The 26,421-nt window shown below is 61.8% G+C and carries 25 protein-coding genes and 1 tRNA gene; 5 read left to right on the top strand and 21 right to left on the bottom strand.

Features of this window, described 5'->3' with window-relative positions:
* Positions 1-17 precede the first annotated feature (17 nt).
* The 4 genes from ACNOHI_RS21505 to ACNOHI_RS21490 are packed head-to-tail and all read right to left on the bottom strand — an operon-like array spanning position 18 to position 4,255.
* Positions 18-1,157 carry a UbiH/UbiF/VisC/COQ6 family ubiquinone biosynthesis hydroxylase gene (locus ACNOHI_RS21505; protein ID WP_420476757.1) on the bottom strand — a complete coding sequence of 380 codons (1,140 nt, stop codon included), beginning with the start codon at positions 1,155-1,157 and terminating at the stop codon, positions 18-20.
* A complete protein-coding gene (locus tag ACNOHI_RS21500) occupies positions 1,157-2,488 on the bottom strand; it encodes an aminopeptidase P N-terminal domain-containing protein (RefSeq protein WP_420476756.1) in 1,332 nt (443 codons plus the stop codon). Before ACNOHI_RS21500 ends, ACNOHI_RS21505 begins: the two co-directional genes overlap by 1 nt.
* A 19-nt stretch (positions 2,489-2,507) precedes the next feature.
* Positions 2,508-3,203 carry an N-acetylmuramate alpha-1-phosphate uridylyltransferase MurU gene (gene murU, locus ACNOHI_RS21495; protein WP_420476755.1) on the bottom strand — a complete coding sequence of 232 codons (696 nt, stop codon included), beginning with the start codon at positions 3,201-3,203 and terminating at the stop codon, positions 2,508-2,510.
* Between the two features lie 26 nt (positions 3,204-3,229).
* Entirely contained in the window at positions 3,230-4,255 is a 1,026-nt protein-coding gene (locus ACNOHI_RS21490) for an aminoglycoside phosphotransferase family protein (RefSeq protein WP_420476754.1), read from the bottom strand.
* A 188-nt stretch (positions 4,256-4,443) separates the two neighbouring features.
* Here ACNOHI_RS21490 and ACNOHI_RS21485 point away from each other — a divergent pair, with 188 nt between their 5' ends.
* From ACNOHI_RS21485 to rsmA, 4 genes are read left to right on the top strand one after another with little or no spacing between them, the layout of a single operon-like run.
* A complete protein-coding gene (locus tag ACNOHI_RS21485) occupies positions 4,444-6,525 on the top strand; it encodes an LPS-assembly protein LptD (protein WP_420476753.1) in 2,082 nt (693 codons plus the stop codon).
* 20 nt (positions 6,526-6,545) lie between these two features.
* Positions 6,546-7,931, top strand: coding sequence for a peptidylprolyl isomerase (locus tag ACNOHI_RS21480; RefSeq protein ID WP_420476752.1), 1,386 nt, complete (start codon positions 6,546-6,548; stop codon positions 7,929-7,931).
* An 8-nt stretch (positions 7,932-7,939) separates the two neighbouring features.
* Positions 7,940-8,962, top strand: coding sequence for a 4-hydroxythreonine-4-phosphate dehydrogenase PdxA (gene pdxA / locus ACNOHI_RS21475; RefSeq protein WP_420476751.1), 1,023 nt, complete (start codon positions 7,940-7,942; stop codon positions 8,960-8,962).
* Between the two features lie 4 nt (positions 8,963-8,966).
* A complete protein-coding gene (rsmA, locus tag ACNOHI_RS21470) occupies positions 8,967-9,734 on the top strand; it encodes a 16S rRNA (adenine(1518)-N(6)/adenine(1519)-N(6))-dimethyltransferase RsmA (protein WP_420476750.1) in 768 nt (255 codons plus the stop codon).
* Here rsmA and ACNOHI_RS21465 read toward each other — a convergent pair.
* The 17 genes from ACNOHI_RS21465 to mutL form a co-directional block, all read right to left on the bottom strand.
* Positions 9,731-10,306, bottom strand: a complete 576-nt coding sequence (locus tag ACNOHI_RS21465; protein ID WP_420476749.1) for a chromate transporter — start codon at positions 10,304-10,306, stop codon at positions 9,731-9,733. The genes rsmA and ACNOHI_RS21465 overlap by 4 nt on opposite strands.
* Entirely contained in the window at positions 10,303-10,878 is a 576-nt protein-coding gene (locus ACNOHI_RS21460; protein ID WP_420476748.1) for a chromate transporter, read from the bottom strand. Before ACNOHI_RS21460 ends, ACNOHI_RS21465 begins: the two co-directional genes overlap by 4 nt.
* A 9-nt stretch (positions 10,879-10,887) precedes the next feature.
* Positions 10,888-11,277, bottom strand: coding sequence for a lactoylglutathione lyase (gloA, locus tag ACNOHI_RS21455; protein ID WP_420476747.1), 390 nt, complete (start codon positions 11,275-11,277; stop codon positions 10,888-10,890).
* A gap of 12 nt (positions 11,278-11,289) precedes the next feature.
* The gene (locus tag ACNOHI_RS21450; RefSeq protein WP_420476746.1) at positions 11,290-12,201 is read right to left on the bottom strand and encodes a M48 family metallopeptidase; all 912 of its coding nucleotides are present in this window, start codon (positions 12,199-12,201) and stop codon (positions 11,290-11,292) included.
* Positions 12,173-12,958: a lysophospholipid acyltransferase family protein gene (locus ACNOHI_RS21445; RefSeq protein WP_420476745.1), complete on the bottom strand. Its 786-nt coding sequence runs from the start codon at positions 12,956-12,958 to the stop codon at positions 12,173-12,175. Before ACNOHI_RS21445 ends, ACNOHI_RS21450 begins: the two co-directional genes overlap by 29 nt.
* Before the next feature lie 43 nt (positions 12,959-13,001).
* Entirely contained in the window at positions 13,002-13,562 is a 561-nt protein-coding gene (gene gmhB, locus ACNOHI_RS21440; protein ID WP_420476744.1) for a D-glycero-beta-D-manno-heptose 1,7-bisphosphate 7-phosphatase, read from the bottom strand.
* Positions 13,563-13,580: 18 nt separating this feature from the next.
* Entirely contained in the window at positions 13,581-15,665 is a 2,085-nt protein-coding gene (gene glyS / locus ACNOHI_RS21435; protein ID WP_420476743.1) for a glycine--tRNA ligase subunit beta, read from the bottom strand.
* A gap of 84 nt (positions 15,666-15,749) precedes the next feature.
* Positions 15,750-16,661, bottom strand: coding sequence for a glycine--tRNA ligase subunit alpha (gene glyQ / locus ACNOHI_RS21430; protein ID WP_420476742.1), 912 nt, complete (start codon positions 16,659-16,661; stop codon positions 15,750-15,752).
* A gap of 71 nt (positions 16,662-16,732) precedes the next feature.
* Entirely contained in the window at positions 16,733-18,289 is a 1,557-nt protein-coding gene (gene lnt / locus ACNOHI_RS21425; protein WP_420476741.1) for an apolipoprotein N-acyltransferase, read from the bottom strand.
* A 35-nt stretch (positions 18,290-18,324) separates the two neighbouring features.
* Positions 18,325-19,209 (bottom strand): HlyC/CorC family transporter, encoded by an 885-nt coding sequence (locus ACNOHI_RS21420; RefSeq protein ID WP_420476740.1) that lies wholly within the window; start codon positions 19,207-19,209, stop codon positions 18,325-18,327.
* An 88-nt stretch (positions 19,210-19,297) separates the two neighbouring features.
* Entirely contained in the window at positions 19,298-19,756 is a 459-nt protein-coding gene (gene ybeY, locus ACNOHI_RS21415; RefSeq protein ID WP_420476739.1) for an rRNA maturation RNase YbeY, read from the bottom strand.
* Positions 19,740-20,759, bottom strand: a complete 1,020-nt coding sequence (locus tag ACNOHI_RS21410; protein ID WP_420476738.1) for a PhoH family protein — start codon at positions 20,757-20,759, stop codon at positions 19,740-19,742. Before ACNOHI_RS21410 ends, ybeY begins: the two co-directional genes overlap by 17 nt.
* Positions 20,760-20,783: 24 nt before the next feature.
* Positions 20,784-22,124 carry a tRNA (N6-isopentenyl adenosine(37)-C2)-methylthiotransferase MiaB gene (miaB, locus tag ACNOHI_RS21405; protein WP_420476737.1) on the bottom strand — a complete coding sequence of 447 codons (1,341 nt, stop codon included), beginning with the start codon at positions 22,122-22,124 and terminating at the stop codon, positions 20,784-20,786.
* Between the two features lie 2 nt (positions 22,125-22,126).
* The gene (locus ACNOHI_RS21400) at positions 22,127-22,507 is read right to left on the bottom strand and encodes a hypothetical protein (protein WP_420476736.1); all 381 of its coding nucleotides are present in this window, start codon (positions 22,505-22,507) and stop codon (positions 22,127-22,129) included.
* Between the two features lie 200 nt (positions 22,508-22,707).
* A tRNA-Met gene (locus ACNOHI_RS21395) sits at positions 22,708-22,784 on the bottom strand.
* 73 nt (positions 22,785-22,857) lie between these two features.
* Positions 22,858-23,775 (bottom strand): tRNA (adenosine(37)-N6)-dimethylallyltransferase MiaA, encoded by a 918-nt coding sequence (gene miaA / locus ACNOHI_RS21390; protein ID WP_420476881.1) that lies wholly within the window; start codon positions 23,773-23,775, stop codon positions 22,858-22,860.
* Positions 23,776-23,815: 40 nt separating this feature from the next.
* On the bottom strand, positions 23,816-25,630 hold the full coding sequence (mutL, locus tag ACNOHI_RS21385) for a DNA mismatch repair endonuclease MutL (protein ID WP_420476735.1): 1,815 nt from the start codon (positions 25,628-25,630) through the stop codon (positions 23,816-23,818).
* Between the two features lie 115 nt (positions 25,631-25,745).
* Here mutL and ACNOHI_RS21380 point away from each other — a divergent pair, with 115 nt between their 5' ends.
* Complete coding sequence (locus ACNOHI_RS21380) at positions 25,746-26,396, top strand: VTT domain-containing protein (protein ID WP_420476734.1); 651 nt, start codon at positions 25,746-25,748, stop codon at positions 26,394-26,396.
* Positions 26,397-26,421 lie beyond the last annotated feature (25 nt).

The following is a 26,421-nucleotide window of genomic DNA, read 5'->3' as shown; positions in this document are numbered from 1 at the left end:
GCGCGGCTTTTTCTTTTCTATCGCACGCCGAACATGAACTGCTCGGCCAGCAACCGTTTGGCGCCTGGTATGGTGTCGACGAGGGCGAGGGAGAAGCCGAGCGCCGATTGCGTCAATGTGCCGTCCGGCGCGCTCGCAAAGACGCGCGCCAGCGTGTCGGTGAGGGAGATCGTGACCTTGCGGTCTGTCTGCCGTTCCTGCACGAAGTGCAACAGGTTATCGGGTACCGGTTCGCGTGCCAGCATGCGCGCCAGTACGGCGGCGTCCCGCAATCCGAGGTTGAGCCCCTGGCCCGCCACCGGATGCAACGTTTGCGCGGCGTTGCCAATGGCGACCGTGCGCAGAGAAGCCGCGGCATGGGCATTCAGCCCAAGCGGGTAGGTAATGCGGGGCGTCACGCCGGTAAAGCGTCCAACGCGCGTGCCAAAGGTCGTGCCGAGTTCGGTGAGAAAGTCCGCATCGGAAAGCGCGAACAGCCGTGAAGCCGTGGCTGGCCGCGCACACCAGACCAGTGCATAACCGTCGTCCTGCGGCAGCAGCGCGAGCGGGCCTTCTTCCGTAAACCGTTCGAAGGCACGGTAGGGAACGGGCGCGCTGGCAGTGACATGTGCAATGATCGCCGTCTGTTCGTAATCACGGCGCACGGTCTTGGCATCCTGCTCGGAAAAAACACCGCCTTCGGCCTGCACCATGATGCCGGCAGTGATGGATTTTCCATCGCCGAACCGGATCTCGACCGCATCGTCGCGTTCCATGGAGGAAGTGACATGAGCCGGACGGAGCATCGTGATTGCGGTCTGCCGTGCCGCCGCCGCAAGTGCCGTCACGATGGCGCCGTAACGGGTGACGTAGCCGAGCGCCGGCACGCCGTATTCCTCGCGATCGATGATGGTACGGCCGAAATGGCCGCGCCGCGACACGTGGATATCGTGAATCGGATCCGAAGCAACCGGCCACGCACCGATCTCTTCCAGGACTTGGGTGCTGCCATAGGACAGCGCCAGCGATCGCGGGTCCTTGTTGACCTGCTCAAGGGACTTGGCATCGATGAGCGCAACGCGTGCTGCCTCGGCGCCGCGTTTGACGAGCAGCAGCGCCAGCGCCAGGCCGACTGGCCCGGCGCCGCAGATGGCGATGTCGAAATCGGGGCGGGTCATCACTGCTTCATGACAGCTTCGATATCGGCAACAGTCTTGGGCGCTGCCTCGGTGATGATCTCGCAGCCGCTTTCCGTCACCAGGGCATCGTCTTCGATGCGAATGCCGATGTTCCAGAATTCTTCCGGCACGCCAGGTTCCGGGCGGACATAGATGCCGGGTTCGATGGTGAGCATCATGCCGGGCTGCAGCGTGCGCCATGGCTTTTCATCGCTCGCGCCGTTCAGTTCGCGGTATTCGCCGACGTCGTGCACGTCCATGCCCAGCCAGTGGCCGGTGCGGTGCATGTAGAACTGGCGGAAGGCACCTTTCTCGATCACGTCGTCCAGCAGGCCGACCTTGTTCTTGTCGAGCAGCCTGGTGTCGAGCATGCCCTGCGCCAGCACCCGCACTGCCGCGTCGTGGCCGTCGATGAAGCGCTTGCCCGGCTTTGTTTCGGCGATAGCCGCGTACTGTGCGGCCAGCACGATTTCATACAGGGCTTTCTGCGGCCCGCTGAACTTACCGTTGGCAGGGAAGGTGCGAGTGATGTCGGACGCGTAGCTGTCGAGCTCGCAGCCGGCATCGATCAGGATCAGGTCGCCGTCCTTGATCTCGGCGTCGCTGGCGCGATAGTGCAGCACGCAGGCATTTGCGCCGGTCGCGACGATGGAGCCGTAGGCCGGAAATTGCGAGCCGTGGCGGCGGAATTCATGCAGCAGTTCGGCCTCGACGTGGTATTCGCGCAGACCGGGGCGGGCCGTCTGCATCGCACGACGGTGCGCGCCGGCGGAGATCGCCGCGGCGCGCTTCATGACAGCCACTTCCTCGGCATCCTTGTAGAGACGCATCTCGTCGAGCAGCACATGCACGTCGTGCACGATGGACGGCGCCGTCACCCCCGCGCGCGCCTGCATGCGCACACTGTGCAGCCACTCCTTTACCTGGTTGTCGAGCTTGCTGTCGCTGCCCAGCGCATAGAACAGCGCCGGTGCATCCGCCAGCAGCTTCGGCATCTCGGCATCGAGGGTAGAGACTGGATGGGCAAGGTCGAAGCCGAAGGTTTCGCGCGCCGCTTCCGGGCCGTAGCGATAGCCGTCCCAGATTTCGCGTTCGAGATTTTTTTCGCGGCAGAAAAGGATGGCCTGGTCGGTTTTTCCTGCAACCAGCACGATCACCGATTCCGGTTCGGTAAAGCCGGACAGATAGTAGAAATAGCTGTCATGCCGGTATGGATAGTCGGCATCACGGTTGCGCATGACTTCGGGCGCGGTGGGGATGATCGCTACGCCGCCGCCTTTTGCCTTCATCTGCGCCATCAGGGCGGCGCGCCGGGCTGCATAAGACTTCATCGACACTCCTTGTCCGTTCTTATCCGTTCAGTTGCGCGAGTCGCTCCGGTGTGCCAACGTCCGTCCAGTCGCCGCGAAATACTTCGCCGCCTACCTGCCCGCGCGACGCATACTTGCGCAGGATGGGGGCAATCTGTGCCGACTCGCCGGGCTTGACTGCGTCGAAGATCTCGGTGCGGTAGACGCCGATGCCGGAGAAGGTGTAACGCGGCTCGCCATCGTTCGCGATTGAAAAGCTGTGCAGGGCAAAGTCGCCTTTCGGATGATGCGGCGGATTCTTCACCAGGTAGAGCCATGCCACGTCGCGCTTGTCGTGCGGATGCGGATTGCCCCACATGTCGTTGTCCTTGAGCGCGTCCTTGACCTGCTCGAAATCGAAATGCGGGCAATAGACGTCCGCTGCAATCGCGACGAACGGCTCCTCGCCCAGCAAGTGACGCGCCTTGGCAACGCCACCCGCGGTTTCCAGTGCGGTTCCTTCGGCGGAATACGCGATCTTCGCGCCGAACTGCGAACCGTCGCCAAGCGCTTCCTCGATCATATGACCGAGGTGGGCGTGGTTGATCACGATTTCCTTGATACCGGCGCGCACCAGGTTCAGGATGTGCCACACGATCAGCGGCCGGCCGCGCACCTTCAGCAACGGCTTGGGGCAGTTGTCGGTGAGGGGGCGCATCCGCTCGCCGCGTCCGGCGGCAAAAATCATGGCTTTCATGCTGCAAATATCCCTTTTCGCTTCACTCAGAAGGTAAAGCCGACCGACGGACCCTTGGCATCCAGCTCGTCCAGCAGGACGATCAGCGGCGCAAGCGCCTTGTAGCGGCCGGCGGCCTTGCGCGTGTATTCCATCACCAGCGGCAGGTCCTTCAGGTAGCCATCCTTGCCATCGCGGTGATACAGGCGCGCGAAGATGCCGAGCACTTTCAGGTGGCGCTGCAGGCCCATGAATTCGAAGTCGCGGTAGAACGCGTCAACATCATGCGAGACCGGCAGGCCGGCGCGGCGCGCGCGTTCCCAGTAACGGATCGCCCAGTCAAGCACCATTTCCTCGTCCCACTGGATGTAAGCATCGCGCAGCAGGGACACGAGGTCATAGGTGATCGGGCCGTACACCGCGTCCTGGAAGTCGAGGATGCCGGGATTGCCGCGCTCGGTCACCATCAGGTTGCGCGAGTGGTAGTCGCGATGCACGTACACCTGCGGCTGGGCGAGGTTATTCGCCAGCAGCGTGTCGAATACACTGTTCAGCAGCGCGGTCTGCTTCTCCGTCATCGTGATGCCGAGATGCTTGCCGATGTACCAATCCGGGAACAGCATCAGTTCCCTGTGCAGCAGCGCGCGGTCGTATTCCGGGAACACGCCGGGCTTGCTCTGCGCCTGGATCAGCACCAGCGCGTCGATCGCATCGAGATAGAGCTTGTGCGCGGTGTCATGGTTCAACTGGTGCAGGTAGGTCGTCGAGCCGAGGTCGGTCAGCAGCAGGAAGCCACGCTCGACGTCCCGCTCCAGCACCTTGGGCACGGACACGCCGGTCTCGCCGAAGACTTCTGCAACATGGATGAAAGGGCCCACGTCCTCCTGCGGCGGCGGGGCGTCCATGGCGATGTACGTGGTGCCGTCCGGCGCATCGACGCGGAAATAGCGGCGGAAGCTGGCGTCGGCCGATGCCGGCCTGATGGATTCGGGCAATACTTTTTCGGCCGACAGGGTGGCCAGCCATTCTTTCAACTGTGCGAGACGAAGATCGGAACCGGTATTAAAAGACATGAAACTACCTGGGGTAAGGTTTGCGGGAGGTGAGTTCCCATATAATAAGGGATTAAACCTAAAAAAGCGCCAGCCGACCCTTTCTTTTCATGACCCGGTTTCCCGCATTTCCCCCTTCACAACTTCGCCTCCGCATCCTTGCCGCCATTGCCGTCATGGCACTGCCGCCGGCCGTTTCGGCTCAGGCAATGAGGGACGGAAACGTCGACGAAAAGGATCTTCCCGCAACCATCAGCGCCGAGCAGATGAGCGGCAGGCCTGACCGTGAAATCGTCCTCGAGCGCGACGTCGAAATCATCCGCGGCCCGACCACCATCAATGCCGACAAGGCGACGTACCGGATTGTGGAAGATGAGGTCGAGGCCCATGGCAATATCCGCGTGCGCCGTTTCGGTGACACGTACACGGGGGACGAACTGCGCCTGAAAGTCGAGGCGAGCGAAGGTTTCGTCCTCAAGCCGACCTATCATCTGGAGCGCAATAACGCCCAGGGGCAGGCGGACCGCATCGACTTCCTCGGCGAAGACCGCGCCGCCGTGCATGAGGGCTCGTACAGTACCTGCGAAGGACCCGATCCGGACTGGTACCTGAAGTCGGGCAGACTGGACCTGGACAATGCGCGCGACGAGGGCATTGCACATCGCACACTCGTCTATTTCAAGGGCGTGCCCATCCTCGCCGCGCCAGCGATGTCCTTTCCGCTTTCGGACGCGCGCAAGACAGGCGCTCTCCCGCCGACCATCGGCACGACCAATCGCGGCGGTCTCGAAGTCACTGTTCCTTACTACTTCAACATCGCCCCGAACCGCGACCTGACCCTGTATCCCAAGATCTATGCACGCCGCGGCCTGCAACTCGGCGCGGAGGGGCGCTACCTGGGCGAGAGCTACTCGGGCCGGACGCGCCTGGAAGCTTTGCCTGGCGACCAGCAGACGAAAACCGATCGATACGCGATCTCGTCCACGCACACGCAAGTCTTCGGACCCGGCCTGGTTTATTCCTGGAACATCAACAGCGCATCGGACGACGATTACCCGACCGATTTCTCGCGCACGATCACCGAAGCGAAGCAGCGCCTCCTCCTGCGTGACATGGCGCTCAGCTACGGCAACCCGCTCTGGCAGGCCACGGCACGGGCGTCGAACTTCCAGGTGCTGCAGGATCCGGTGGTGCCGATCGTTCGACCCTATGACCGTCTGCCGCAAGTTTCCTTCCATGCGGGCAAGCAGGACGTCAACGGTTTCGACTGGGATGTGGATTCGGAACTCACGCGGTTCTGGCACCCGAGTTTCGTGCGCGGCGACCGTTTCCTGGTCAATCCGCGCATCGCTTATCCGATCATCAAGCCGGGCTATTTCATCACGCCGCGGCTGTCCCTGCATTCGACGAAATACAACCTGGACAACAATGTCCCGGTCGTCGCCAGCAACCTGTCGCGCACGCTCCCGACGCTGTCGCTCGATAGCGGACTGGTGTTCGAGCGGGAGTCGCAGTTCTTCGGCAACGCCATGACGCAGACGCTGGAGCCGCGCCTGTTTTATGTCTACACGCCGTACAAGGACCAGTCGGCCTTCCCGAATTTCGATACTGCGGAAGCCGACCTGAGCTTCGCGCAGCTGTTCAGCGAGAACCGTTTCGTCGGAAGCGATCGTATCAGTGATGCCAACCAGGTCACGGCCGCGATCATCTCCCGTTACATCGAACCGACCGGCGCGGAACGCATGCGCTTCGCGCTCGGCCAGCGCTTCTATTTCACGGAGCAGCGCGTGACGCTGGGCGGCGCGCGCAACGAGAGTCGCTCCGACCTCCTTGTCTCTGCTTACGGCCAACTCACCCGGACGTTCAGCGTCGAAGGCAATGTGCAGTACAGCCAGACGCTCCACGCCATGAGCCGGGCGAATTACGGCGTACGCTGGCAGCCCGCGCCCAAGCGCGTGCTCAACCTGCAATACCGCCGTGCCCGCGTGAACAATCTGGAACAGGTCGATGTGTCCGGACAGTGGCCGCTCGCGGACCGCTGGTACGGCGTCGCGCGCGTCAACTACTCGCTGCCCGACAGCAAGGTGGCGGAAGGCTTGCTGGGCATGGAATACAAGGCGGATTGCTGGGTGTTCCGCATCGTCGGCCAGCGTACGCCGACGGCGACCGGCCTGACGAACTCGGCCATCTTCTTCCAGCTCGAACTCAACGGCCTGACGCGCCTCGGATCGAACCCGATCGACGCGCTGCGCGCCAACATTCCCGGCTATCAGCTGGTGAACCAACCCTAACTCTTAACGAAGAACGTTCCATGAAGACTCTTCAGATCATGCGATTCGCCACACACCCCGCGCGCAGCGTCGCGCTTGCCGCCGTGGCCCTGTGCCTCGGTGCAGGCCTGCAGCAAGATGCCTCCGCGCAGGCGGCGCCGGGAAGCGCCCAAGCCGCGCCGCGCGTCTATCTCGCCGACTCGATCATCGCCGTGGTCAACAACGAAGTCATCACGCGCCAGGAGCTGGTCGAACGCCTGCGCCTCGTGGAGCGCCGCATGAAGAACCAGGGCATCGCACTGCCGCCGCCTGCCGAGTTCCAGCGCCAGCTGCTGGAGCGCATGATCATCGACCGCGCGCAACTGCAACTGGCGAAGGAATACGGCATCCGCGTCGACGACCTCATGCTCGACCGCGCCGTGGCGCGTATCGCCGAGCAGAACCGCATGTCATTGCAGGAATTCCGCACCACGCTGGAACGTGAAGGCACGCCTTTCACGCGCTTCCGGGAAGAGATTCGCGAAGAGATCATGATGCAGCGCCTGCGCGAGCGCGAGGTAGACAACAAGATCCAGATCACCGAATCCGAAGTCGACAATTACCTCGCCGAGCAGGGCGCGCCGCAGGGCCAGGAATTCCTGCTGTCCCACATCCTGGTTCGTACGCCGGAAAACGCGACCGCAGAGCAAATCGCCGAGCGCCGCAAGCGCGCCGAAGAGGTGCTGCAGCAGGTGAAGTCGGGTGGCGACTTCGCCAAACTGGCCGCAACCTATTCCGATGCCACCGACGCCCTGACAGGTGGCGACCTCGGCTGGCGCAACCAGGACCGCCTGCCGCAATTGTTCGTCAGCGCGACCGAAGGCCTCAAGCAGGGCGAGGTGTCGCAGATCATCAAGAGCCCGAACGGCTTCCACATCCTCAAGCTCAACGGCAAGCGCAGCGCCAGCGTCGTCAAGGCCACCGGCAATTCGGTGCAGCAGACGCGCGCGCGCCACATCCTGATCAAGGTAAACCAGATCGTCTCGCCGGCCGATGCGAAGCGCAAGCTGGTCGAACTGAAGCAGCGCCTCGACAACAACGCCGCCAAGTTCGAGGACCTGGCCAAACTGTTCTCCAACGACCTGTCCGCTTCGCGCGGCGGTGACCTCGGCTGGATTTATCCGGGCGATACGGTGCCGGAATTCGAGCGTGCGATGGATGCCCTGAAACCGGGCGAAATCAGCGAGCCGATCGAGTCGCCGTTCGGCTATCACCTGATCCAGGTGCTTGAGCGCAAGAAGGATGATGTGTCCCAGGAACGCCAGCGCCTGATCGCTCGCCAGGCGATCCGCGAGCGCAAGCTGGACGAAGCGACGCAGGACTGGTTGCGCCAGATGCGCGACCGCGCCTACGTCGAGTACCGTTTCGAAAACGCGGACGCACGCTGAGATCGCGCATGGACAAGCGGCCGACCATTGCCATTACCTGCGGCGAGCCCGCAGGCATCGGCCCCGAGATTTCGATCCGCGCCGCATGGGAGTTGCGCAGCGAGGTGCGTGCCGTCCTGATCGGGGACGCCGCGCTGCTCTCGATGACGGCATCCGATATTGACCCGCAGATCCGTCTCGTAGCGATTTCCACGCTCGCCTTCCGCAACAGCGGATTGCCGCATCTGCCGGTGGGACAGATTCCCGTCATCGATTGCCCGCTGGCCGAGCCGGCCGTCCCCGGCAAGCTGGATTCGCGCAACGGGCGAGCCGTGCTGCAGACGCTCGACGTGGCAATCCGTTACGCAATGCAGAAGCAGTTCGATGCGATCGTCACGGCGCCGCTGCAGAAAAGCACGATCAATGATGCCGGCGTGCCATTCACCGGCCACACCGAATACCTCGCCGAGAAGACGCAGACCGCGCAGGTCGTGATGATGCTGGCGGGCGGGCAACCGATGATGCGCGTGGCGCTGGCGACGACGCACCTGCCGTTGAAGGATGTTCCGGCGGCAATCACCGATGACAGCCTGTCGCGCACCATCGACATCATCCATGCCGACCTGCAACGCAAGTTCGGCCTGCCAAAACCGCGCATCCTTGTTACCGGGCTGAATCCGCATGCCGGGGAGGGCGGTTACCTCGGGCGGGAAGAAATCGACGTGATCACGCCCGCGCTGCAGGCGGCGCAGGCCAAGGGCATCGATGCGACCGGGCCCTATCCGGCCGATACGCTGTTCCAGCCTAAATACCTTGAGAACGCCGACTGCGTGCTGGCGATGTACCACGACCAGGGATTGCCGGTGCTGAAGCACTCCAGCTTCGGCCGGGGCGTCAATATCACGCTCGGCTTGCCGATCATCCGTACCTCGGTCGACCATGGAACCGCCCTCGACCTCGCCGCTGCCGGCATCGGCAAGGCAGACCACGGAAGCATGATCGAGGCGGTCAGGGTTGCCGCGCAAATGGCGGCCGCCTCTCAACAGAACTAGTCCCATGAAACACATTCCACGCAAGCGCTTCGGCCAGAACTTCCTGACCGACCAGACGGTATTGCACGACATCATCCGTGCCATCGATCCCCGCAAGGACGACGCCATGGTCGAGATCGGCCCCGGCCTCGCGGCAATGACCAGCCTGTTGCTCGAATCGCTGGACCGGCTCCATGTCGTTGAGCTCGACCGCGATCTCGTTGCGCGCCTCAAGAAAAACTTCGACCCGGCTCGGCTGACGATTCATGAAGGCGATGCGCTGCAGTTCGACTTCGCATCGATTCCCGTGCCGGAGGGGAAGAAGCTGCGCGTGGTCGGTAACCTGCCGTACAACATCTCCAGCCCTTTGCTGTTCCATCTTGCCGAGATCGCACCGAAGGTGCACGACCAGCATTTCATGCTGCAGAAGGAAGTCGTCGAGCGCATGGTCGCCGAACCCGGAAGCAAGGCCTACGGCCGCCTGTCCGTGATGCTGCAATGGCGCTACTACATGGAATTGCTGTTCGTGGTGCCGCCGACTGCCTTCGATCCGCCGCCGCAGGTGGATTCGGCAATCGTGCGCATGATACCGCTGCCGCAACCGCTCGCATGCGATGTGGCAAAGCTGGAGCAGGTGGTGACGAAGGCGTTTTCCCAGCGGCGCAAGGTGATCCGGAATTGCCTGGCCGGGATGTTCACCGAGAACGATCTCGTGGATGCGGGCATCGATCCGCAGGCGCGTCCTGAAGCGGTACCGATGGAGCAGTTCGTCGCGCTCGCCAATCGCCTCTAGACGAGTCCGAACCACCCGAGCAGCGCGCCGGCGCCCAGCATCCACAGCAGATGCAGGCGCGTGCGCCAGATGACCAGCGCAGAGACGGCGGTCAGCAGCCAGAGCGGCCAGTCTTTCGCCGCATCGTTATGCGCGCTCGTCAGCACCCAACCCGTCGCAACCAGCAGCGCAATCACAATCGGCCCCATGCCTTGCTTGAAGGCGCGCACGCCGCGCAGATTACGATTGCGGTGGCCCCACTGCGCCGCAAGATAAGTAAGCGTAGTACTGGGTAGCATGATGCCTACCATCGTGACCATCACGCCGAACAAGCCCATCGCGATGCTGCCGGTATTAATGCCCACATGCCAGCCCATCAAGGCGACAAAGAGGATATTCGGCCCGGGCGCGGCCTGCGCGATGGCGATGGACGCTGTGAACTGCTGTTCGCTCAGCCAACGCGTCTGATCCACAAGGTAGCGATGCATCTCGGGCGCGGTCGTGATGGCGCCGCCGACGGAAAGCAGCGACAACGACAGATACTGCATGAAGAGCTGCAGCCAGTCGCCCCATTGCAGGGTAATACCGCTCATGGCTTCAGCTTTCGGTAGGTGAGGAAGCAGGCCACCACGCCGAGAGTGGGCAGCACGTAGAAGAGCGGCCAGCGCAGCAGGGCGATGGCGATGAAGCAGGCGACGGCGAAGGCGATGCCAAGCGGCCGGCCGAGAGGGTAGGTCTTCAGTGTGGAAAGCAGCCGCAGGCCCGCCGCCGTAATGAGGCCCGCGGCGACCGCGCCCATTCCGCGCAAGGCACCCGCCAGACCGGGGTGGTCGGCGAATTGCGCGTAGCAGAACGTCAGCAGCAGCACGATCACCAGCGGCAGCGTCAGCATGCCGCCCAATGCAGCCAAGGCGCCGGGGAGTCCGAAGTAACGCGCCCCGATCATCAGCGAGAGGTTCACGACATTCGGGCCGGGCATGATCTGCGCGACGGCCCATTCCTCGACGAATTCCTCGCGCGTCATCCAGCGCTTCTTCTCGACCAGCTCATGCTGCACGATGGCGAGCACGCCGCCGAAACCCTGGAGCGCCAGCAGCGTGAATGAAATGTAGAGGTCGGACAGGGACTGCGGTTGCGGCCGGTCTTGCGTAACGTGTGAATCCATCCTGCTGCGTTACGCGCCTTTTCGCTCGATCAGTTCGATCTTGTAGCCGTCCGGGTCCTGCACAAAGGCAATGACCGTCGAGCCCCCCTTGACGGGGCCAGCTTCACGCGTCACGTTGCCGCCGGCCGCCTTGACCTGGTCGCAGGTTTTATACGCATCGTCGACGCCAATGGCGATATGGCCATAGGCCGAACCCATGTCGTACTTGTCGACGCCGTAGTTGTAGGTCAGTTCGAGTTCGGCGTGATCGGGATTGGTGCCGTAGCCGACGAAAGCCAGGGTGTACTTCTGCTCTGGACGATCGGTCGTGCGCAGCAGGTTCATGCCGAGCACCTTGGTGTAAAAGTCGATGGAACGCTGCAGGTCGCCGACCCGCAGCATGGTGTGGAGAATGCGCATGTATATTCCTGTTCAGAAGATTGGCAGCGTATCCGGACCGCTTTGACGCAGCACGCGCTTGGCCATTTCGAATTCCGGGAAGATCGACTGCACCGTGGCCCAGAAGCGCGGGCTGTGGTTCATCTCGCGCAAGTGGGACAGCTCATGCGCGATCACATAGTCGATCATCGGCAGCGCGAAATGGATCAGCCGCCAGTTGAGCCTGATCCTGCCCTCCACCGTACACGCGCCCCATTGGGTTGTGGCCGATGACAGGGAGAAGGATTGATAAGTCACGCCAAGTTTTTCCGCATAGACCGGGAGACGTTCCGCAAAGATGCGTTTGGCTTCCAGTTGCAGCCATCCTTGGACACGGTCCTTGAGCTGTTGTTCGCCGGCGTCGGGCGGCAGGCTGACGGTCAGCTCGCGGGTTTCCGTGTCATAGTTGATTCCCGCCGCCTGGCTCGCCAGGATGCGCAGGGTGACGTCGTTGCCCAGATAGGGAAGCGTTGCCCCGTCGCACCATTGCATGTGCGGTTGCAGGCGGCGCGCCGAGCGTTCACGGCGTTCCGACAGCTTCGTGAAGATCCAGCGTTGTTTCTCTCGAATCGCGTTTTCGATTTCGGCGATCGTGACCCATTTCGGCGCGGTGATGCGCAGGCCGTCCTCATCGATCAGGAAGCCGATCGAGCGGCGCTTCGAACGCACCAGGCGGTATTCGAGGAGATGGTCCCGTACCTGCACGCGGCGGCGTCCCGTTGGAAGTACGCTGCGGATTGAAGGTGTCGGAGAGGGCAAGGCTTCCTGCGGCGTCCCAGCCGCTCCCGGCGTTTGTGCCGGAGCGGGTTGGTCAATGACAGGCTGTGCCGAAAAATCCGGAGTAAAAAAGTCGAGCTGCAGCGAGAGCTGAGAGGGGTCAGGCGGAGTCTGGCGTAGCAGCTTCAAGGGATTCGGGGAGGTTGTCTTTTGAATAAATGCCGGGCGAGGAAATGACTCGCATCTCAGATTCTATCCAATTTTCAACTTGTTGCAGTAACTCGGCGGAAGTCTTGCCCTCGGGGGAAATCGGCTTGCCGATGGAGACCGTGATGAGGCCCGGCTTCTTGATGAAGGAATTCTTCGGCCAGCATTCGCCTGCATTCATCGCGATTGGCACGACAACTGTGTTTGTCTCGACAGCGAGACGGGTGCCGCCGGCCTTGTACTTGCCCTTCTTGCCGACAAATGAGCGCGTCCCTTCGGGGAACATGATGACCCACTGCCCGTCCGCCAGCCGGCGGCGTCCATGCTCCACCACTTGCGCGAAAGCGTCCTTGCCCTTCTGACGGTCGATCGGGATCATGCGCAGCAGTGCGATGCCCCAGCCGAAGAACGGGATGTAGAGCAGTTCCTTCTTGAACACGTAGACCAGCGGACGCGGCATTGCATAGAGATAGAAGATCGTTTCCCATGCGGACTGGTGCTTGGACAGGAGGATCACCGGCGCATCGGGCAGGTTCTCGTAACCCTTGAACTCGTAGCGCATGCCGCAGATGACCTTGCCCGCCCAGATCACGAAACGGTTCCAGTACGACGTCAGGTGATAGCGCTGGTTGTAGGGCAGGGGCGCGAACAGGAAACACATGGGCGCCCAGATCAGCGTTGCAAGGATCATGAGGAGCGTGAACACGAGCGAACGCAGGAACAGATTAAGACTAGACATCAGATCTCCAGGAGCGCCGGAGGAGGTCCGGCGGATGTATGTGTTATGCGGCGGCGGGTACGTCCGCCGTTGACTTCAATAGCTGGTCGACGACGGCGGCCAGATTCGGATATACGGTTGTCCCCGGCGGCAGTCCGCCCTTGGCATGCGTCTTCTCGCCCTTGCCGGTCAGGACTAGATAAGGCGTGCAACCGACCACGAAACCCGCCTGCAGGTCGCGCAGCGAATCGCCCACGGTCGGCACACCCTTGAGGCTGACATCGAAGCGATTCGAAATTTCCTGCAGCATGCCCGGCTTCGGCTTGCGGCAGTCACAGTTGTCGTCGGCGGAATGCGGGCAGAAAAAGATCGCATCGATTTCACCGCCGACCATCCTCACTGCGGAATGCAATTTCTGGTGAATTGCATTGAGCGTGACGATGTTGAACAGGCCACGTGCGATGCCGGACTGGTTGGTACAGACGATGACGCGGTAGCCAGCCTGGTGCAGGCGGGCGATCGCCTCGAGCGAGCCGGGAATGGGAACCCATTCGTCCGGCGACTTGATGAATTGGTCGGAGTCGTGATTGATGACGCCGTCGCGGTCGAGGATGATCAGTTTCATGCGCGCCTGCTTCCCTGCTTACGCCGCCAGTTTCGAAATGTCCGCCACGCGGTTCATCATGCCGTGCAGGTCGGACAGCAGGGCGAGACGGTTGTTGCGCAGCTGCTCGTCCTCGGCCATGACCATCACGTCGTTGAAGAAGGCGTCCACGCTGTCGCGGATGTGCGCCAGCGTCTTCAGCGTGCCGGTGAAGTCACCGTTGGCAAATGCCGCGTCGACCTTGGGCTTGAGTTCCGTCATCGCGGTGTACAGGCTTTCTTCTGCCTGCTCCTTCAGCAGCTCCTTGCTGACCTTTGCGGTGCCGACTTCAGTCTTCTTCAGGATATTGGTGATGCGCTTGTTGGCGGCGGCCAGCGATTCGGCCTCGGGCAGGTCGGCGAAAGCCTTCACCGCATCCAGGCGCTCGATGATGTTGTCGAGGCGGTCCGGGTTTTGTGCAACAACGGCTTCGATCGCGCCTTGCGCATAACCACGATCACGCAGCAGGCCGCGCAGGCGGTCGAGCATGAACTCGGTGACTTCCGCGGTGGAATCCTTGAAGTTGGCATTGCCGGCGAACAGTTGCGCCGTGTCGCCCAGGACGGCCGTGAGCGACAGCGGCAGGCGCTTCTCGACCAGCATGCGCAGCACACCCAGTGCATGGCGGCGCAGCGCGAACGGGTCCTTGTCGCCGGTCGGCTGCAGTCCGATGCCCCAGATGCCGACCAGGGTTTCGAGCTTGTCGGCGAGGGCGACGGCGGTACCGGTCTGCGTTTCCGGCAGGGCATCGCCGGCGAAGCGCGGCTGGTAGTGTTCGGACGCGGCACGGGCGACCTCGTCGTGTTCGCCGTCGTGGCGCGCATAATAGGTGCCCATGATGCCCTGCAGTTCCGGGAACTCGCCGACCATGTCGGTCAGCAGGTCGGCCTTCGCCAGCAGCGCGCCGCGTTCTGCCAAGGCGACGTCGGCGTTCAGTGCGCCCGCGATCTTGCCTGCGAGCGTCTTGATGCGTTCGGTGCGCTGTCCCTGTGTGCCCAGCTTGTTGTGGTACACGACATTGGCCAGGCCCGGGAGGCGGTCGGCCAGCTTCTTTTTCTTGTCCTGCTCGAAGAAGAACTTCGCATCGGACAGGCGCGGACGCACGACACGCTCGTTGCCGCCGATGATGTGCTGCGGGTCGGTGGTTTCCAGGTTCGATACGATCAGGAAGCGCGAGCGCAGCTTGTCGTTGGCATCGGTCAGCGCAAAGTATTTCTGGTTGGTCTGCATGGTGAGGATCAGGCATTCCTGCGGAACCGTCAGGAAGGAATCCTCGAACTTGCATTCATAGACCACGGGCCATTCGACGAGCGCGGTCACTTCGTCGAGCAGGCTTTCCGGCATCAGCACCTTGTCGTGGTGTGCCTTCTCAAGCAGGGATGCGCGGATGCGCTCCTTGCGGGCGGTGACGGACGGGATGACCTTGCCTTGCACTTCCAGCGTCGTCGCATAGCTTTCGGCATTGGATACCGCGAGCTCACCGGTGGACAGGAAGCGATGGCCGAGGGTGCTGCGGCCTGCGGACAGGCCGAGCAGCGCAACCGGCACGACATCCGCGCCATGCAGCGCGATCAGCTTGTGGGCCGGACGCACGAACTGCACCGTCGATCCGTCAGGACGCTGGTAGCTCATGACCTTCGGAATCGGCAGCTTGGTGATCGTCTCTTCGAGTGCCGCTTGCAGTCCGGTGTGCAGCGTCGAGCCGGGCGCGGTGTAGGTGTAGAAGAAGCTTTCGGCCTTGCCGTCGGACGCGCGCTCCAGGTCGCCCAGCTTCAGGTCGGGGAAACCGAGCGCGGCGAGCTTCTTGGCCAGCGGCGGCGTCGGATTGCCTTCCTTGTCGAGTGCGACCGTGACCGGCAGCACTTTTTCACGGATTGATTTGTCCGGCGAAGTGGCGCGCACCTTCGTGATCGAAACGGCGAGACGGCGCGGCGTGGCAAACGCGGTGGCGACGGAATCGGCCTCGACGAAGTCGCGGGACTTCAGGCCATTGAAAATGCCGGCGGCAAATGCTTCGCCCAGTTTGGCCAGCGCCTTCGGCGGCAGTTCTTCAGTGAGCAGTTCGACTAGCAGTGTCTGGTTCATATTTATTCTGCGCTTTTCCCGTTCTCACCCTCCCCTTCAAGGGGAGGGCCGGGGTGGGGATGGGTTTCGGTCAGTTCAACGTGTTCAGGCGGCTTGGCGGGAATCGCCGCACATCGGGAAGCCCAGCTTCTCGCGCGATTCGTAGAACGCCTGCGCTACCGCGCGCGACAGGTTGCGGATGCGGCCGATATAAGCGGCGCGTTCGGTCACGGAAATGGCGCCACGTGCGTCGAGCAGGTTGAAGGTGTGCGCCGCCTTCAGGATCATTTCGTAGGCCGGCAGGGCCAGCGGCACTTCCATCAGGCGCTTCGCTTCGGCTTCATAGTTGCCGAACAGCGAGAACAGGAATTCCGTGTTCGAGTGCTCGAAGTTGAACGTCGACTGCTCGACTTCATTCTGGTGGAACACGTCGCCGTAGGTCAGGCGCTTGGTCACGCCATGTTCTTCCCATTCGGTCCAGACGAGGTCGTAGACGTTTTCCACTCCCTGCAGATACATCGCCAGACGCTCGATGCCATAGGTGATCTCACCCAGCACCGGCTTGCAGTCGAGGCCGCCGACTTGCTGGAAGTAGGTGAACTGCGTCACTTCCATACCGTTGAGCCACACTTCCCAGCCGAGGCCCCAGGCGCCCAAGGTCGGGTTTTCCCAGTCGTCCTCGACGAAGCGCACGTCGTTCTGCTTCAGGTTCAGGCCCAGCGCTTCCAGCGAGCCGAGGTAGAGGTCAAGGATATTTTCCGGCGCGGGCTTGAGCACCACCTGATACTGGTAGTAATGCTGCATGCGGTTCGGATTCTCGCCATAGCGGCCGTCTTTCGGGCGGCGCGACGGTTGGACGTAGGCAGCGCGCCACGGCTCCGGGCCGATTGCGCGCAGGAAGGTCGCGGTGTGCGACGTGCCGGCGCCGACTTCCATGTCGTAGGGCTGGAGCAGGGCGCAGCCTTGCGCGTCCCAGTACTCTTGCAGCTTCAGGATGACTTGTTGAAATGTGAGCATCGTAAGAGTGCCTTCGCCGCCTCGCGGGCGGGATAAGGATGAATGACGGAAAATCGCTAAAACCCTAGATTTTAGCGGGTTTCGAGGGGGTTATGCGGAATGTTGCGCTTGGTTAAAACCAAAATCCCCGCGGCAAATAGCAGCAGGACGGCGAGTCCGATGGCAGGGAAGTTGCCATACAGGCTATACGGCGTGAACCCTTTGAATCCCTGGACGGAAGCCGCCAAAACGCCCTTCTCGAAAGGCGGCAACTGGCTTAGCACGTCGCCCTTCGGCCCAATGACCGCAGTGACGCCGGTATTGGTGGATCGCAGCATCGGCCGACCGGTCTCGATCGAACGCATCTGCGAGATCTGCAGGTGCTGGGGCAGCGCGATGGAATCGCCGAACCAGGCGATATTGGACACATTGAGCAGGATTGTCGCCTGCGGAATCTTGCCCTCGCGGCTGCCGGCAAGCTGCGCTGCGATTTCCTCGCCAAACAGATCTTCGTAGCAGATGTTCGGCAGCACCCATTGGTCGCGTACCGCGAACGGCGGCTGCAACAGCGCACCCCGGCTGAAATCGCCGAGCGGAATCTTCATCATCTCGACGAACCAGCGAAATCCCGGTGGGATGAATTCGCCGAAGGGGACAAGGTGATGCTTGTCGTAGCGGTACATCGCTGTAGTGTCTGGTGCGATGCCGAGTACGCTGTTGGCATAGAGCCGCGGACCGTCGCTTACAGGAATGCCGAGGACGAGATGGCTTTTCGACCGCATGGAGAAATCGCCGAGGAGTTGCAGGTAATCCGGCGGCAATTGCGTCGATAGAAGGGGGATCGCCGTCTCGGGCGTCGCGATCAGGTCGGCCGGCTTTTCCACGATCATCCCGTGATAAAGGGAGAGTGCGGCTTCAATCTGGCCCGGCATGAACTTCATTTCCTGCGGGACGTTCCCCTGAAGGAGACGGACCGTGACCGGATTGCCGTGCGGCTTCGTCCAGTCAATTCCTCGCAAGCCCAGTCCGCCCGCGAACAGGAGCACTGCAAGCGCAATGGCGATTTTCCGGGATGGCAGCAGCGCAAGGCAGCCGGCAATGACAGCCGACACCAGGGCGATGCCGTACACCCCGATCACGGGTGCGTACCCTACGAGCGGACTAGCGGTGTGCGCATAGCCAGAGCTGACCCAGGGGAAGCCGGTGAAAATCCAGCCGCGTGTCCATTCAACCAATGTCCAGGCACCCGGCATGACCAGCAGCAGGAAAGCCGGTGGTGCAATTGCCCAACGCTTTTTTGCTTCGGCGACTGCCCCGGTCCCAAGCGCAGTAAAAACAGACAGCCCGACACCAAGCAGGATGACGGCGACGACCGCCATCCACCCCGGCAGGCCGCCATAGCGATGCATGCTGATATACAGCCAGTGCACGCCGGCCACAATCCAGCCTGTCCCGTACGCCCAGCCAAGGAGTGCGCCGTGGGCGAAGCCGGTCTCCCGCATCATCAGCCAGAACAGCAGTGCAAGCGTGCCAATCTGGATTGGCCACAGGCCGAACGGCGCGAATGCGAATACGTTGAGCGCCCCCGCGATGAGGGCGACAAGGTAGACCAGCGGCGATCGGGAAGTCGTCGGGAGGCTGAAGTTCACGCAGTGGTTGTTTTTGTTGAGGGGTTCGCAGTCTCTCAGGACGCCACGACGAGGCTCGGCTCCTGCAGTTTCTGGACCAGCAGCACATGGACCTGGCGCGCATCCGCACGCAGGACCTCGAAGCGCACGTTGTCGATATCGAAGACGTCGCCCTTGCGTGGAACGCGACCGAGATGATTGGCGACGAGGCCGCCGATGGTATCGACATCCTCATCAGAGAAGCTTGTGCCCAGTGCTTCGTTGAACTGCTCGATCTCGGTCAGCGCCTTCACGCGCCAGCGCAGGCCGCGCGCGCCGTCGTTCACCGGCAGAATGTTGTCCTCTTCCTCGTCGTAATCGTATTCGTCCTCGATGTCGCCGACGATCTGCTCCAGCACATCTTCGATGGTGAGCAGGCCGGCGACGCCGCCATACTCGTCGACGACGATCGCCATGTGATTGCGGTTGGCGCGGAAGTCGCGCAGCAGCACATTGAGCTGTTTGGATTCGGGAATGAACACGGCCGGGCGCAGCATGTCGCGCACGTCGAACGACTCCTCCGCGTAATAGCGCAGCAAGTCCTTCGCCAACAGGATGCCGACCACCTTGTCGCGATCGCCGTCCACTGCCGGAAAGCGGGAGTGCGCGGTCTGCAGCACGAGCGGCAACCATTCCTCGATCGGCTTGTTGATGTCGATCACGTCCATTTGCGGACGAGGCACCATGATGTCGCGCGCGGACAGGTCGGACACCTGGAACACGCCTTCGATCATCGACAGCGCATCGGCGTCGATCAGGTTGCGCTCATGCGCCTCCTGCAGGATCTTCAGGAGTTCTTCGCGATTTTCAGGCTCAGGGGAAATCAGTGCGGTCAGGCGCTCGAAAAGGGAACGCTGCGGCTTGGTGTCAAGGAATTTGGCACCACTAGGGTGATCTTGCATATGGCGGGAAGCCGTTGTTGGGGTGGATATAAGCATACAACAAATGCCGGTTCGAACCCAGAAGTCCAACCGGCAACTTGCTCAAAATTTAACGATCAGCGTACGGGTTCGCCTCACCGAGGCTTGCAAGAATTTCAACTTCCAGCGCTTCCATTTCGGTGGCTTCCTCGTCGGTTTCGTGGTCGTATCCCTGCGCATGCAGCACGCCGTGCACTACGAGGTGGGCGGTATGCGCCTCCACGGTTTTCTTCTGCTCCTCAGCCTCGCGCTGCAGCACATCCGTGCAGAGGATGATGTCCGCCTGGGTGGTTTCGCTGTCTTCGTCTTCGGTATAGGCGAACGTCAGCACATTGGTCGCGTAGTCCTTGCCGCGGTACTCGCGGTTGAGCGTCCTGCCTTCTTCTGCATCGACAAAGCGAATCGTCAGTTCCGCCGGAGCGAACAGGGCCGCCTGGATCCATTGCTGCAGCTTGCTGCGGGTAATGGATTCTTTCAGGCGGGGATCGGGATACTGGACGGACAGGGATAGTTTATTTTTTTGCGGCATGTCGTGCGGCTGCGCTCTTGGCGGATCCGGAGGCGTCGTAGGCATCGACGATGCGTGCGACCAGGGGATGGCGCACGACGTCGGCACTGGTGAAGTGGGTGAAGGCGATGCCGCGCACATTGCGCAGGATCTGGACGGCATCGACCAGACCGCTCTTCTGCGTGCGCTGCAGGTCGATCTGCGTCACGTCGCCGGTGACGACGGCCTTGCTGCCGAAACCGATGCGCGTCAGGAACATCTTCATCTGTTCCGGCGTCGTGTTCTGCGCTTCGTCGAGGATGATGAAGGAATGATTCAGCGTCCGTCCGCGCATGTAGGCCAGCGGCGCGATTTCGATCACCTGTTTCTCGAACAGCTTCTGTACCTTGTCAAAGCCGAGCAGGTCGTACAGCGCGTCGTACAGCGGACGCAGGTAGGGATCGACCTTCTGCGCCAGGTCGCCGGGCAGAAAGCCGAGGCGTTCGCCTGCTTCGACGGCAGGGCGGGTGAGAACGATACGTTTGACCGCGTCGCGCTCCAGCGCGTCGACGGCGCAAGCGACGGCGAGGTAGGTCTTGCCTGTGCCGGCGGGCCCGACACCGAAAGTGACGTCGTGTTCGAGGATGGCCTTGATGTACTGGCTCTGGTGAGGCGTGCGTCCGCGCAAATCATGGCGGCGCGTCTTCAGGGCAGGAATGGCTTCTTCGGCGTCTTCAACGATTTCTTCCTTCGCCTCGCCATTGACCTGTGTGACGGCGCGTTGCTCGACCAGAGCGAGCTGGATGTCCTCGATGGAGATCGCCTTTTCGGCGATCTGGTAGAAATTTTCCAGCAGTTCGACCGCGCGCGGCGCGTTGGCGCCGCTGATCACGAACTTCTCGCCACGGCGGAAGATGGTGACGTCGAGTGCGGCGGAAATCTGGCGGAGGTTTTCATCCATCGGCCCGCACAGGTGAGCGAGCCGCTTGTTGTCCAGCGGGTCAGGGATGAAATGTTGCGGTTGAGCAGGAATTTTTGTTTTCAAAATGGGTTGTGGTCTCGCTGAGATTCACTGTTTGATGACAAGTTCTCCACGCAGGGAATGCGGGTAGGCGTGCACGATGTTGACGTCAAGCATCTGCCCGACGAGACGGGTGCCATTGGGGCCGCCGTCGAAATTCACCACGCGGTTGTTTTCCGTGCGTCCCTGGAGCTCGTTCGGATTCTTCGTGGTCGGCCCTTCCACGATGATGCGCTGAACGCTGCCGACCATGCTGTCGTTGATGCGGCGCACGTTTTCCTCGATGGTCGATTGCAGGCGCAGCAGGCGCTTCAGCTTCACATCGTGCGGCGTGTCGTCGTGCAGGTTGGCGGCCGGCGTGCCGGGACGCGGGCTGAACAGGAAACTGAAGCTGCGGTCGAAGCCGACATCCTGGATGAATTTCATCATCGCTTCAAAATCCGCTTCCGTCTCGCCCGGGAATCCGACGATGAAATCGCTGGAGATCGTGATGTCGGGACGGACCTCGCGCACGCGCCGGATCACCGACTTGTACTCAAGCGCGGTATAGCCGCGCTTCATCGCCATCAGGATGCGGTCGGAGCCGTGCTGGGCCGGAAGGTAGAGGTGGTTCGCCAGCTTCGGCACCTTGGCATAGGTGTCGATCAGGCGTTGCGTGAATTCTTTCGGATGGCTGGTTACGAAGCGGATGCGCTCGATGCCGGGGATCTCCGCGATGTATTCGATCAGCAGCGCGAAATCCGCGATCTCGCCGTCAGCCATCGCCCCGCGATACGCGTTCACGTTCTGGCCGAGCAGCGTGACTTCTTTCACGCCCTGTTCGGCGATGAGCGCAACTTCGGCCAGCACGTCTTCAAAGCGGCGCGACACTTCCTCGCCACGCGTGTAGGGCACGACGCAATAGCTGCAGTATTTGCTGCAGCCTTCCATGATCGAGACGTTGGCGACGCCGCCTTCCACCTTGGCCGGAGGCAGGTGGTCGAACTTCTCGATCTCGGGGAAGCTGATGTCGACCTGCGAGCGGCCGCTTTCGCGGCGTTTGCTGATGAGGTCGGGCAGGCGATGCAGTGTTTGCGGGCCGAACACGACGTCGACGTAGGGCGCGCGCTTGATGATGGCTTCGCCTTCCTGCGAAGCTACGCAACCGCCGACGCCGATCACGAGGTCCGGGCGGGACAGCTTCAGCTCGCGCAGGCGGCCGAGGTCGGAGAAAACCTTCTCCTGCGCCTTCTCGCGCACGGAGCAGGTGTTGAGCAGGATGACGTCGGCATCTTCCGGCGTATCGGTCTTGACCAGGCCTTCGGAGATGTTGAGGACATCTGCCATCTTGTCCGAGTCGTACTCGTTCATCTGGCAGCCGAAGGTCTTGATGAATACTTTTTTCGGCATGGCTATTGTTGCAAGGGATTGATTTGCTTTGCGACCGGCTGGCGCGCCTCTTCAGGCGTCAGGATCCAGATGCGGTCGATTTCGCTGTGGCTGTCTTCGGTGTAATTCACGATCAGGTCCGAGCCGCGCAATGCAGCAGGCATTTCGATCAGGTTGTTCTCGTTCCAGACGCGCGCGCCTGGAGCGAGCCTGCGCAGCTTGCCGTCAATGGCGATTTCCGGGTACGCGCCGGGCGTCATCTGTCCGCGTTTCGTCGGCGCCGGGAACGGGCGCTCGAACGCCAATGCAGGCATGGAAAGAACGGCGGAAAGGCAGATGGTGAAGAAGGGTCGACGCCACATCTCATACCCCGTTTCGTCGAAACGCTGCGCGGCAGCGAACAAGATTGGAATCCGCCGGGACGCATGGTGGAACAGGTTCCGGCACGTCCCGCAGGCGCGGGGCCCGCGACCATTGAAAATAGTGCATCGGGGGCGCGCGAATTATACCACTCGGCCTGTTTTCTCCCCATGGCGGGGGAAAGGCCTTTTCATGTCGCCCAAAACAAAATGGGTTACGAGCGGACCCGTAACCCATCGGTATTTGGTGGTGATAGGTGGACTTGAACCACCGACCCCAGCATTATGAGTGCTGTGCTCTAACCAGCTGAGCTATATCACCAGAAAAGAGCCCTAGATTATGTCGTGGCCCGTAACGCTTGTCAACATCCGTGAGCGTTGCCGGCAGAAAAAATTTAACCGAGGAGGCCCCTGGCCGTTTTTACAAGCTGCAGTACCTGTGCGGCAGCATCTTGGGCGAGGCAATCGACGACATGCCGGTCCGGCATGCCACGTAACCAGGTCAGCTGCCGCTTTGCGAGCTGCCTTGTCGCGGCGATTCCCTTGTCGCGCATGGTTGCGTGATCCACCGTGCCGTCAAGGAATTCCCACGCCTGTCGGTAGCCTACGCAGCGCATCGAGGGCAAGCCGAGGTGCAGGTCGCCGCGTGAACGCAGTCTTGTTACTTCATCAAGCAAGCCGCCTCCGGCCAGCATGGCGTCAAAGCGAGCAGCAATCCGCGCATGCAATACGCTACGGTCCGATGGCTCCAGCGAGATGGCCAGCAGTTCGAAGGGCAGTGGTTCCTTCGATGCGCCGGACAGCAATTGCGACATGGGTTGTCCAGTCAGTTCGTGGATTTCGAGTGCGCGCTGGATGCGCTGCGAATCGTTGGGCTTGAGGCGCGATGCGGTTTCGGGATCCACTGTCGCCAAGCGGGCGTGCAGGCCCGGCACACCGATTACTGCGGCTTCAGCGTCCAAGCGAGCGCGAATCTCCGGATCCGCTTCCGGTAGCGCATCCAGCCCGTCACGCAGCACCTTGAAATATAGCATGGTCCCGCCGACCAGCAGCGGCAATCGGCCGCGCCGCGCGATGTCATCCACCAGCCGCAGCGCATCCTGCCGGAACTGCATGGCCGAATAGGCCTCGAGCGGGTCGAGGATGTCGATCAGGTGATGCGGCACGGCTGCACGCTCTTCCGGCGTTGGCTTGGCCGTGCCGATGTCCATGCCACGGTAGACCAGAGCAGAATCGACCGAAATGATCTCGGAGGGGATGTGGCGCGCGATCTCCAGTGCGGCGGCCGTCTTGCCCGACGCGGTCGGGCCCATGATCGCCACGGCAAGCGGCTTTGCAGGCGTGCTCACTGTGTTATTGCCCGCGCAGGAACAACTTGTCGAGGTCGCCAAGTGCGAGCTGCACCCAGGTCGGGCGGCCGTGATTGCACTGGTCGGCGCGTTCGGTCGCTTCCATCTGGCGGAGCAGGGCATTCATTTCGGGTAAGGTCAGCGCGCGGTTGGCGCGAACCGCAGTATGGCAGGCCAGTGTTCCCAACATTTCATTGCGCCGCTCAAGCAGCACGCGCGAGCCGCCGAATTCACGCAGATCACGCAGCACATCGCGGGCGAGGCTTTGCGCATCCGCGTTCTTTAGCAAAGCCGGAATGGCGCGCACGGCCAGCGTGGTTGGCGACAGGGCACTAACGTCGAAGCCAAGCGATTTCAGTGCGTCGGGGTTTTCTTCGGCGGTACCGACTTCGACCGGATCGGCATGGAAGGTGACAGGGATCAGCAGCGGTTGTACCTGCAATGCATCGGCATCAAGTGCGTTCTTGAGCTGCTCATACAGGATGCGCTCGTGCGCCGCATGCATGTCGACCAGCACCAGCCCTTTTACGTTCTGGGCGAGTACGTAAATTCCGTGCAATTGCGCGAGAGCGAAGCCGAGCGGGAATTCTTCATCGGGCAAGGCTTGTATCGATGGCGTCGAAAACTGCGGCTGCGGTGCTGCCGGCTGTGACGGCGCGGACGCTGAAAACAGCGCGCCGTAATCCGCCGTCGTCTGGGCGACACCTAAACCTGACGAGAACTGCATGCCGAACGATGTCTGCCGCTGCTCGCGGATCCATGGCAATGCGGCGGAAGACGATACGACCGGTGCTGCGCTTTCGTCCACGGTGCCCGGCGCCGTCTGTGCCAGCGTGCGGCTGATGGCATGGAAGACAAACTGGTGCACGGCGCGGCTGTCGCGGAAGCGCACCTCGATCTTCGAAGGGTGCACGTTTACATCCACCAGTGCAGGATCGAGGTCGAGGCCGAGCACATACGACGGGTAGCGGTCACCGTGCAGCACGTCCTGGTAGGCCGCACGTACCGCATGCGTCAACAGCTTGTCGCGGACGAAGCGGCCGTTGACATAAAAATACTGTGAATCCGCCCGGGCGCGTGCTGCCGTTGGCAGGCCGACAAAGCCGTGCAGCCGCAACGGGCCGGCGGACTCGTCCAGTTGCAGTCGGGCGCCTGCAAATTCATTGCCGAGGATATGCGCGCTGCGCTTGTCCACCGCGCTGACGTTCCAGTGGTCGATCGTCTTGCCGTTGTGCGACAGAGAGAAGGCGACATCGGGACGCGATAGCGCGATGCGGCGGACCACTTCCGCGCAGTGGCCGAATTCGGTCTGTTCGGACTTGAGAAACTTTCGCCGTGCCGGGGTATTGAAATACAAATCACGCACGTCGATGGTCGTTCCCAGTGCGCCGGACGAGGGCATGACTTGCGCTTCATGGTTGCCGGAAATTTCCCAGGCGTGCGGTTCCTGCGCTGTGCGCGAGGTCAAGGTCAGTTGCGCCACCGAGGCGATGGAGGCGAGGGCTTCCCCGCGAAATCCGAGCGTCCCCACATTTTCAAGATCGTCGAGCGACGCGATCTTGGAGGTCGCGTGGCGTGCCAGCGCCAACGGCATTTGCACAGGCGGAATGCCGCGTCCATTGTCAGTAATGGCAATGCGTTTGACTCCGCCTTCCTCCAGACGGACCGTGACCTGCGTCGCGCCTGCATCTAGTGCGTTTTCCAACAATTCCTTGACGACGGCGGAGGGCCGGTCGACGACTTCGCCGGCGGCGATCTGGGAAATCAGGTGGTCGGGAAGTGCCTGGATCGGGCGGGGCGGGATGTGTGGAGCATTCATGCGGGAATTATAACGCTGCGGAAGGAGGCGCCCGGACGCTGTAAATGTTTGTTCCATCTCTTAATCCGGGGAAAAACCGTGGTGTATGATTCGCCGGTCAGAAAGTGGAGCACGTATGGATTTCCTGCAATTCTTCGACATGATCCTGCATGTCGACAAATACCTCGGCACCTTCATCGCCGAGTACGGCACGATGGTGTACGTCGTATTGTTTGCGATCGTGTTTTGCGAAACCGGGCTGGTCGTGCTGCCGTTCCTGCCAGGTGACTCCCTGCTGTTCATTGCCGGTGCGTTCTGCGCGACGGGTGCGATGAACGAGTGGCTGCTGATGAGCTTGCTCGTGATCGCCGCAGTGACGGGAAATACCGTCAACTACTGGATCGGGCGGGCGATCGGGCAGAAGGTCTTTACCCATGATTACCGCTGGCTGGACAAGGATGCCTTGCGCAAGACGCACGCGTTCTACGAAAACCATGGCGGCAAGACGATCATCCTCGCGCGTTTCGTCCCCGTCGTGCGCACGTTTGCGCCGTTTGTCGCCGGTGTGTCGGCGATGACGTTCGCCAAATTCCAGTTCTTCAACATCGTCGGTGCGCTGCTTTGGGTGGTCGGACTGGTTGTGGCAGGGTACTTCTTCGGCAACATTCCCATCATCCGTGATCACCTCAACACGATTGTCATTGTCGGGGTCGGGGCGGCGGTGATTCCCGTAGCACTGGGCGGTTTGTGGAAGGTGTATCAGCGATTGGCGGGTAGCCGGCGCTAGAAACAAAAGAAGCCGCGTGTCAGCG

The organism is Noviherbaspirillum sp. ST9 (assembly GCF_048799745.1).
GTDB lineage: Bacteria > Pseudomonadota > Gammaproteobacteria > Burkholderiales > Burkholderiaceae_D > Noviherbaspirillum.
The sequence above is the reverse complement of the archived record's forward strand: the minus strand, read 5'-3'. Positions and strand labels throughout refer to the sequence as shown.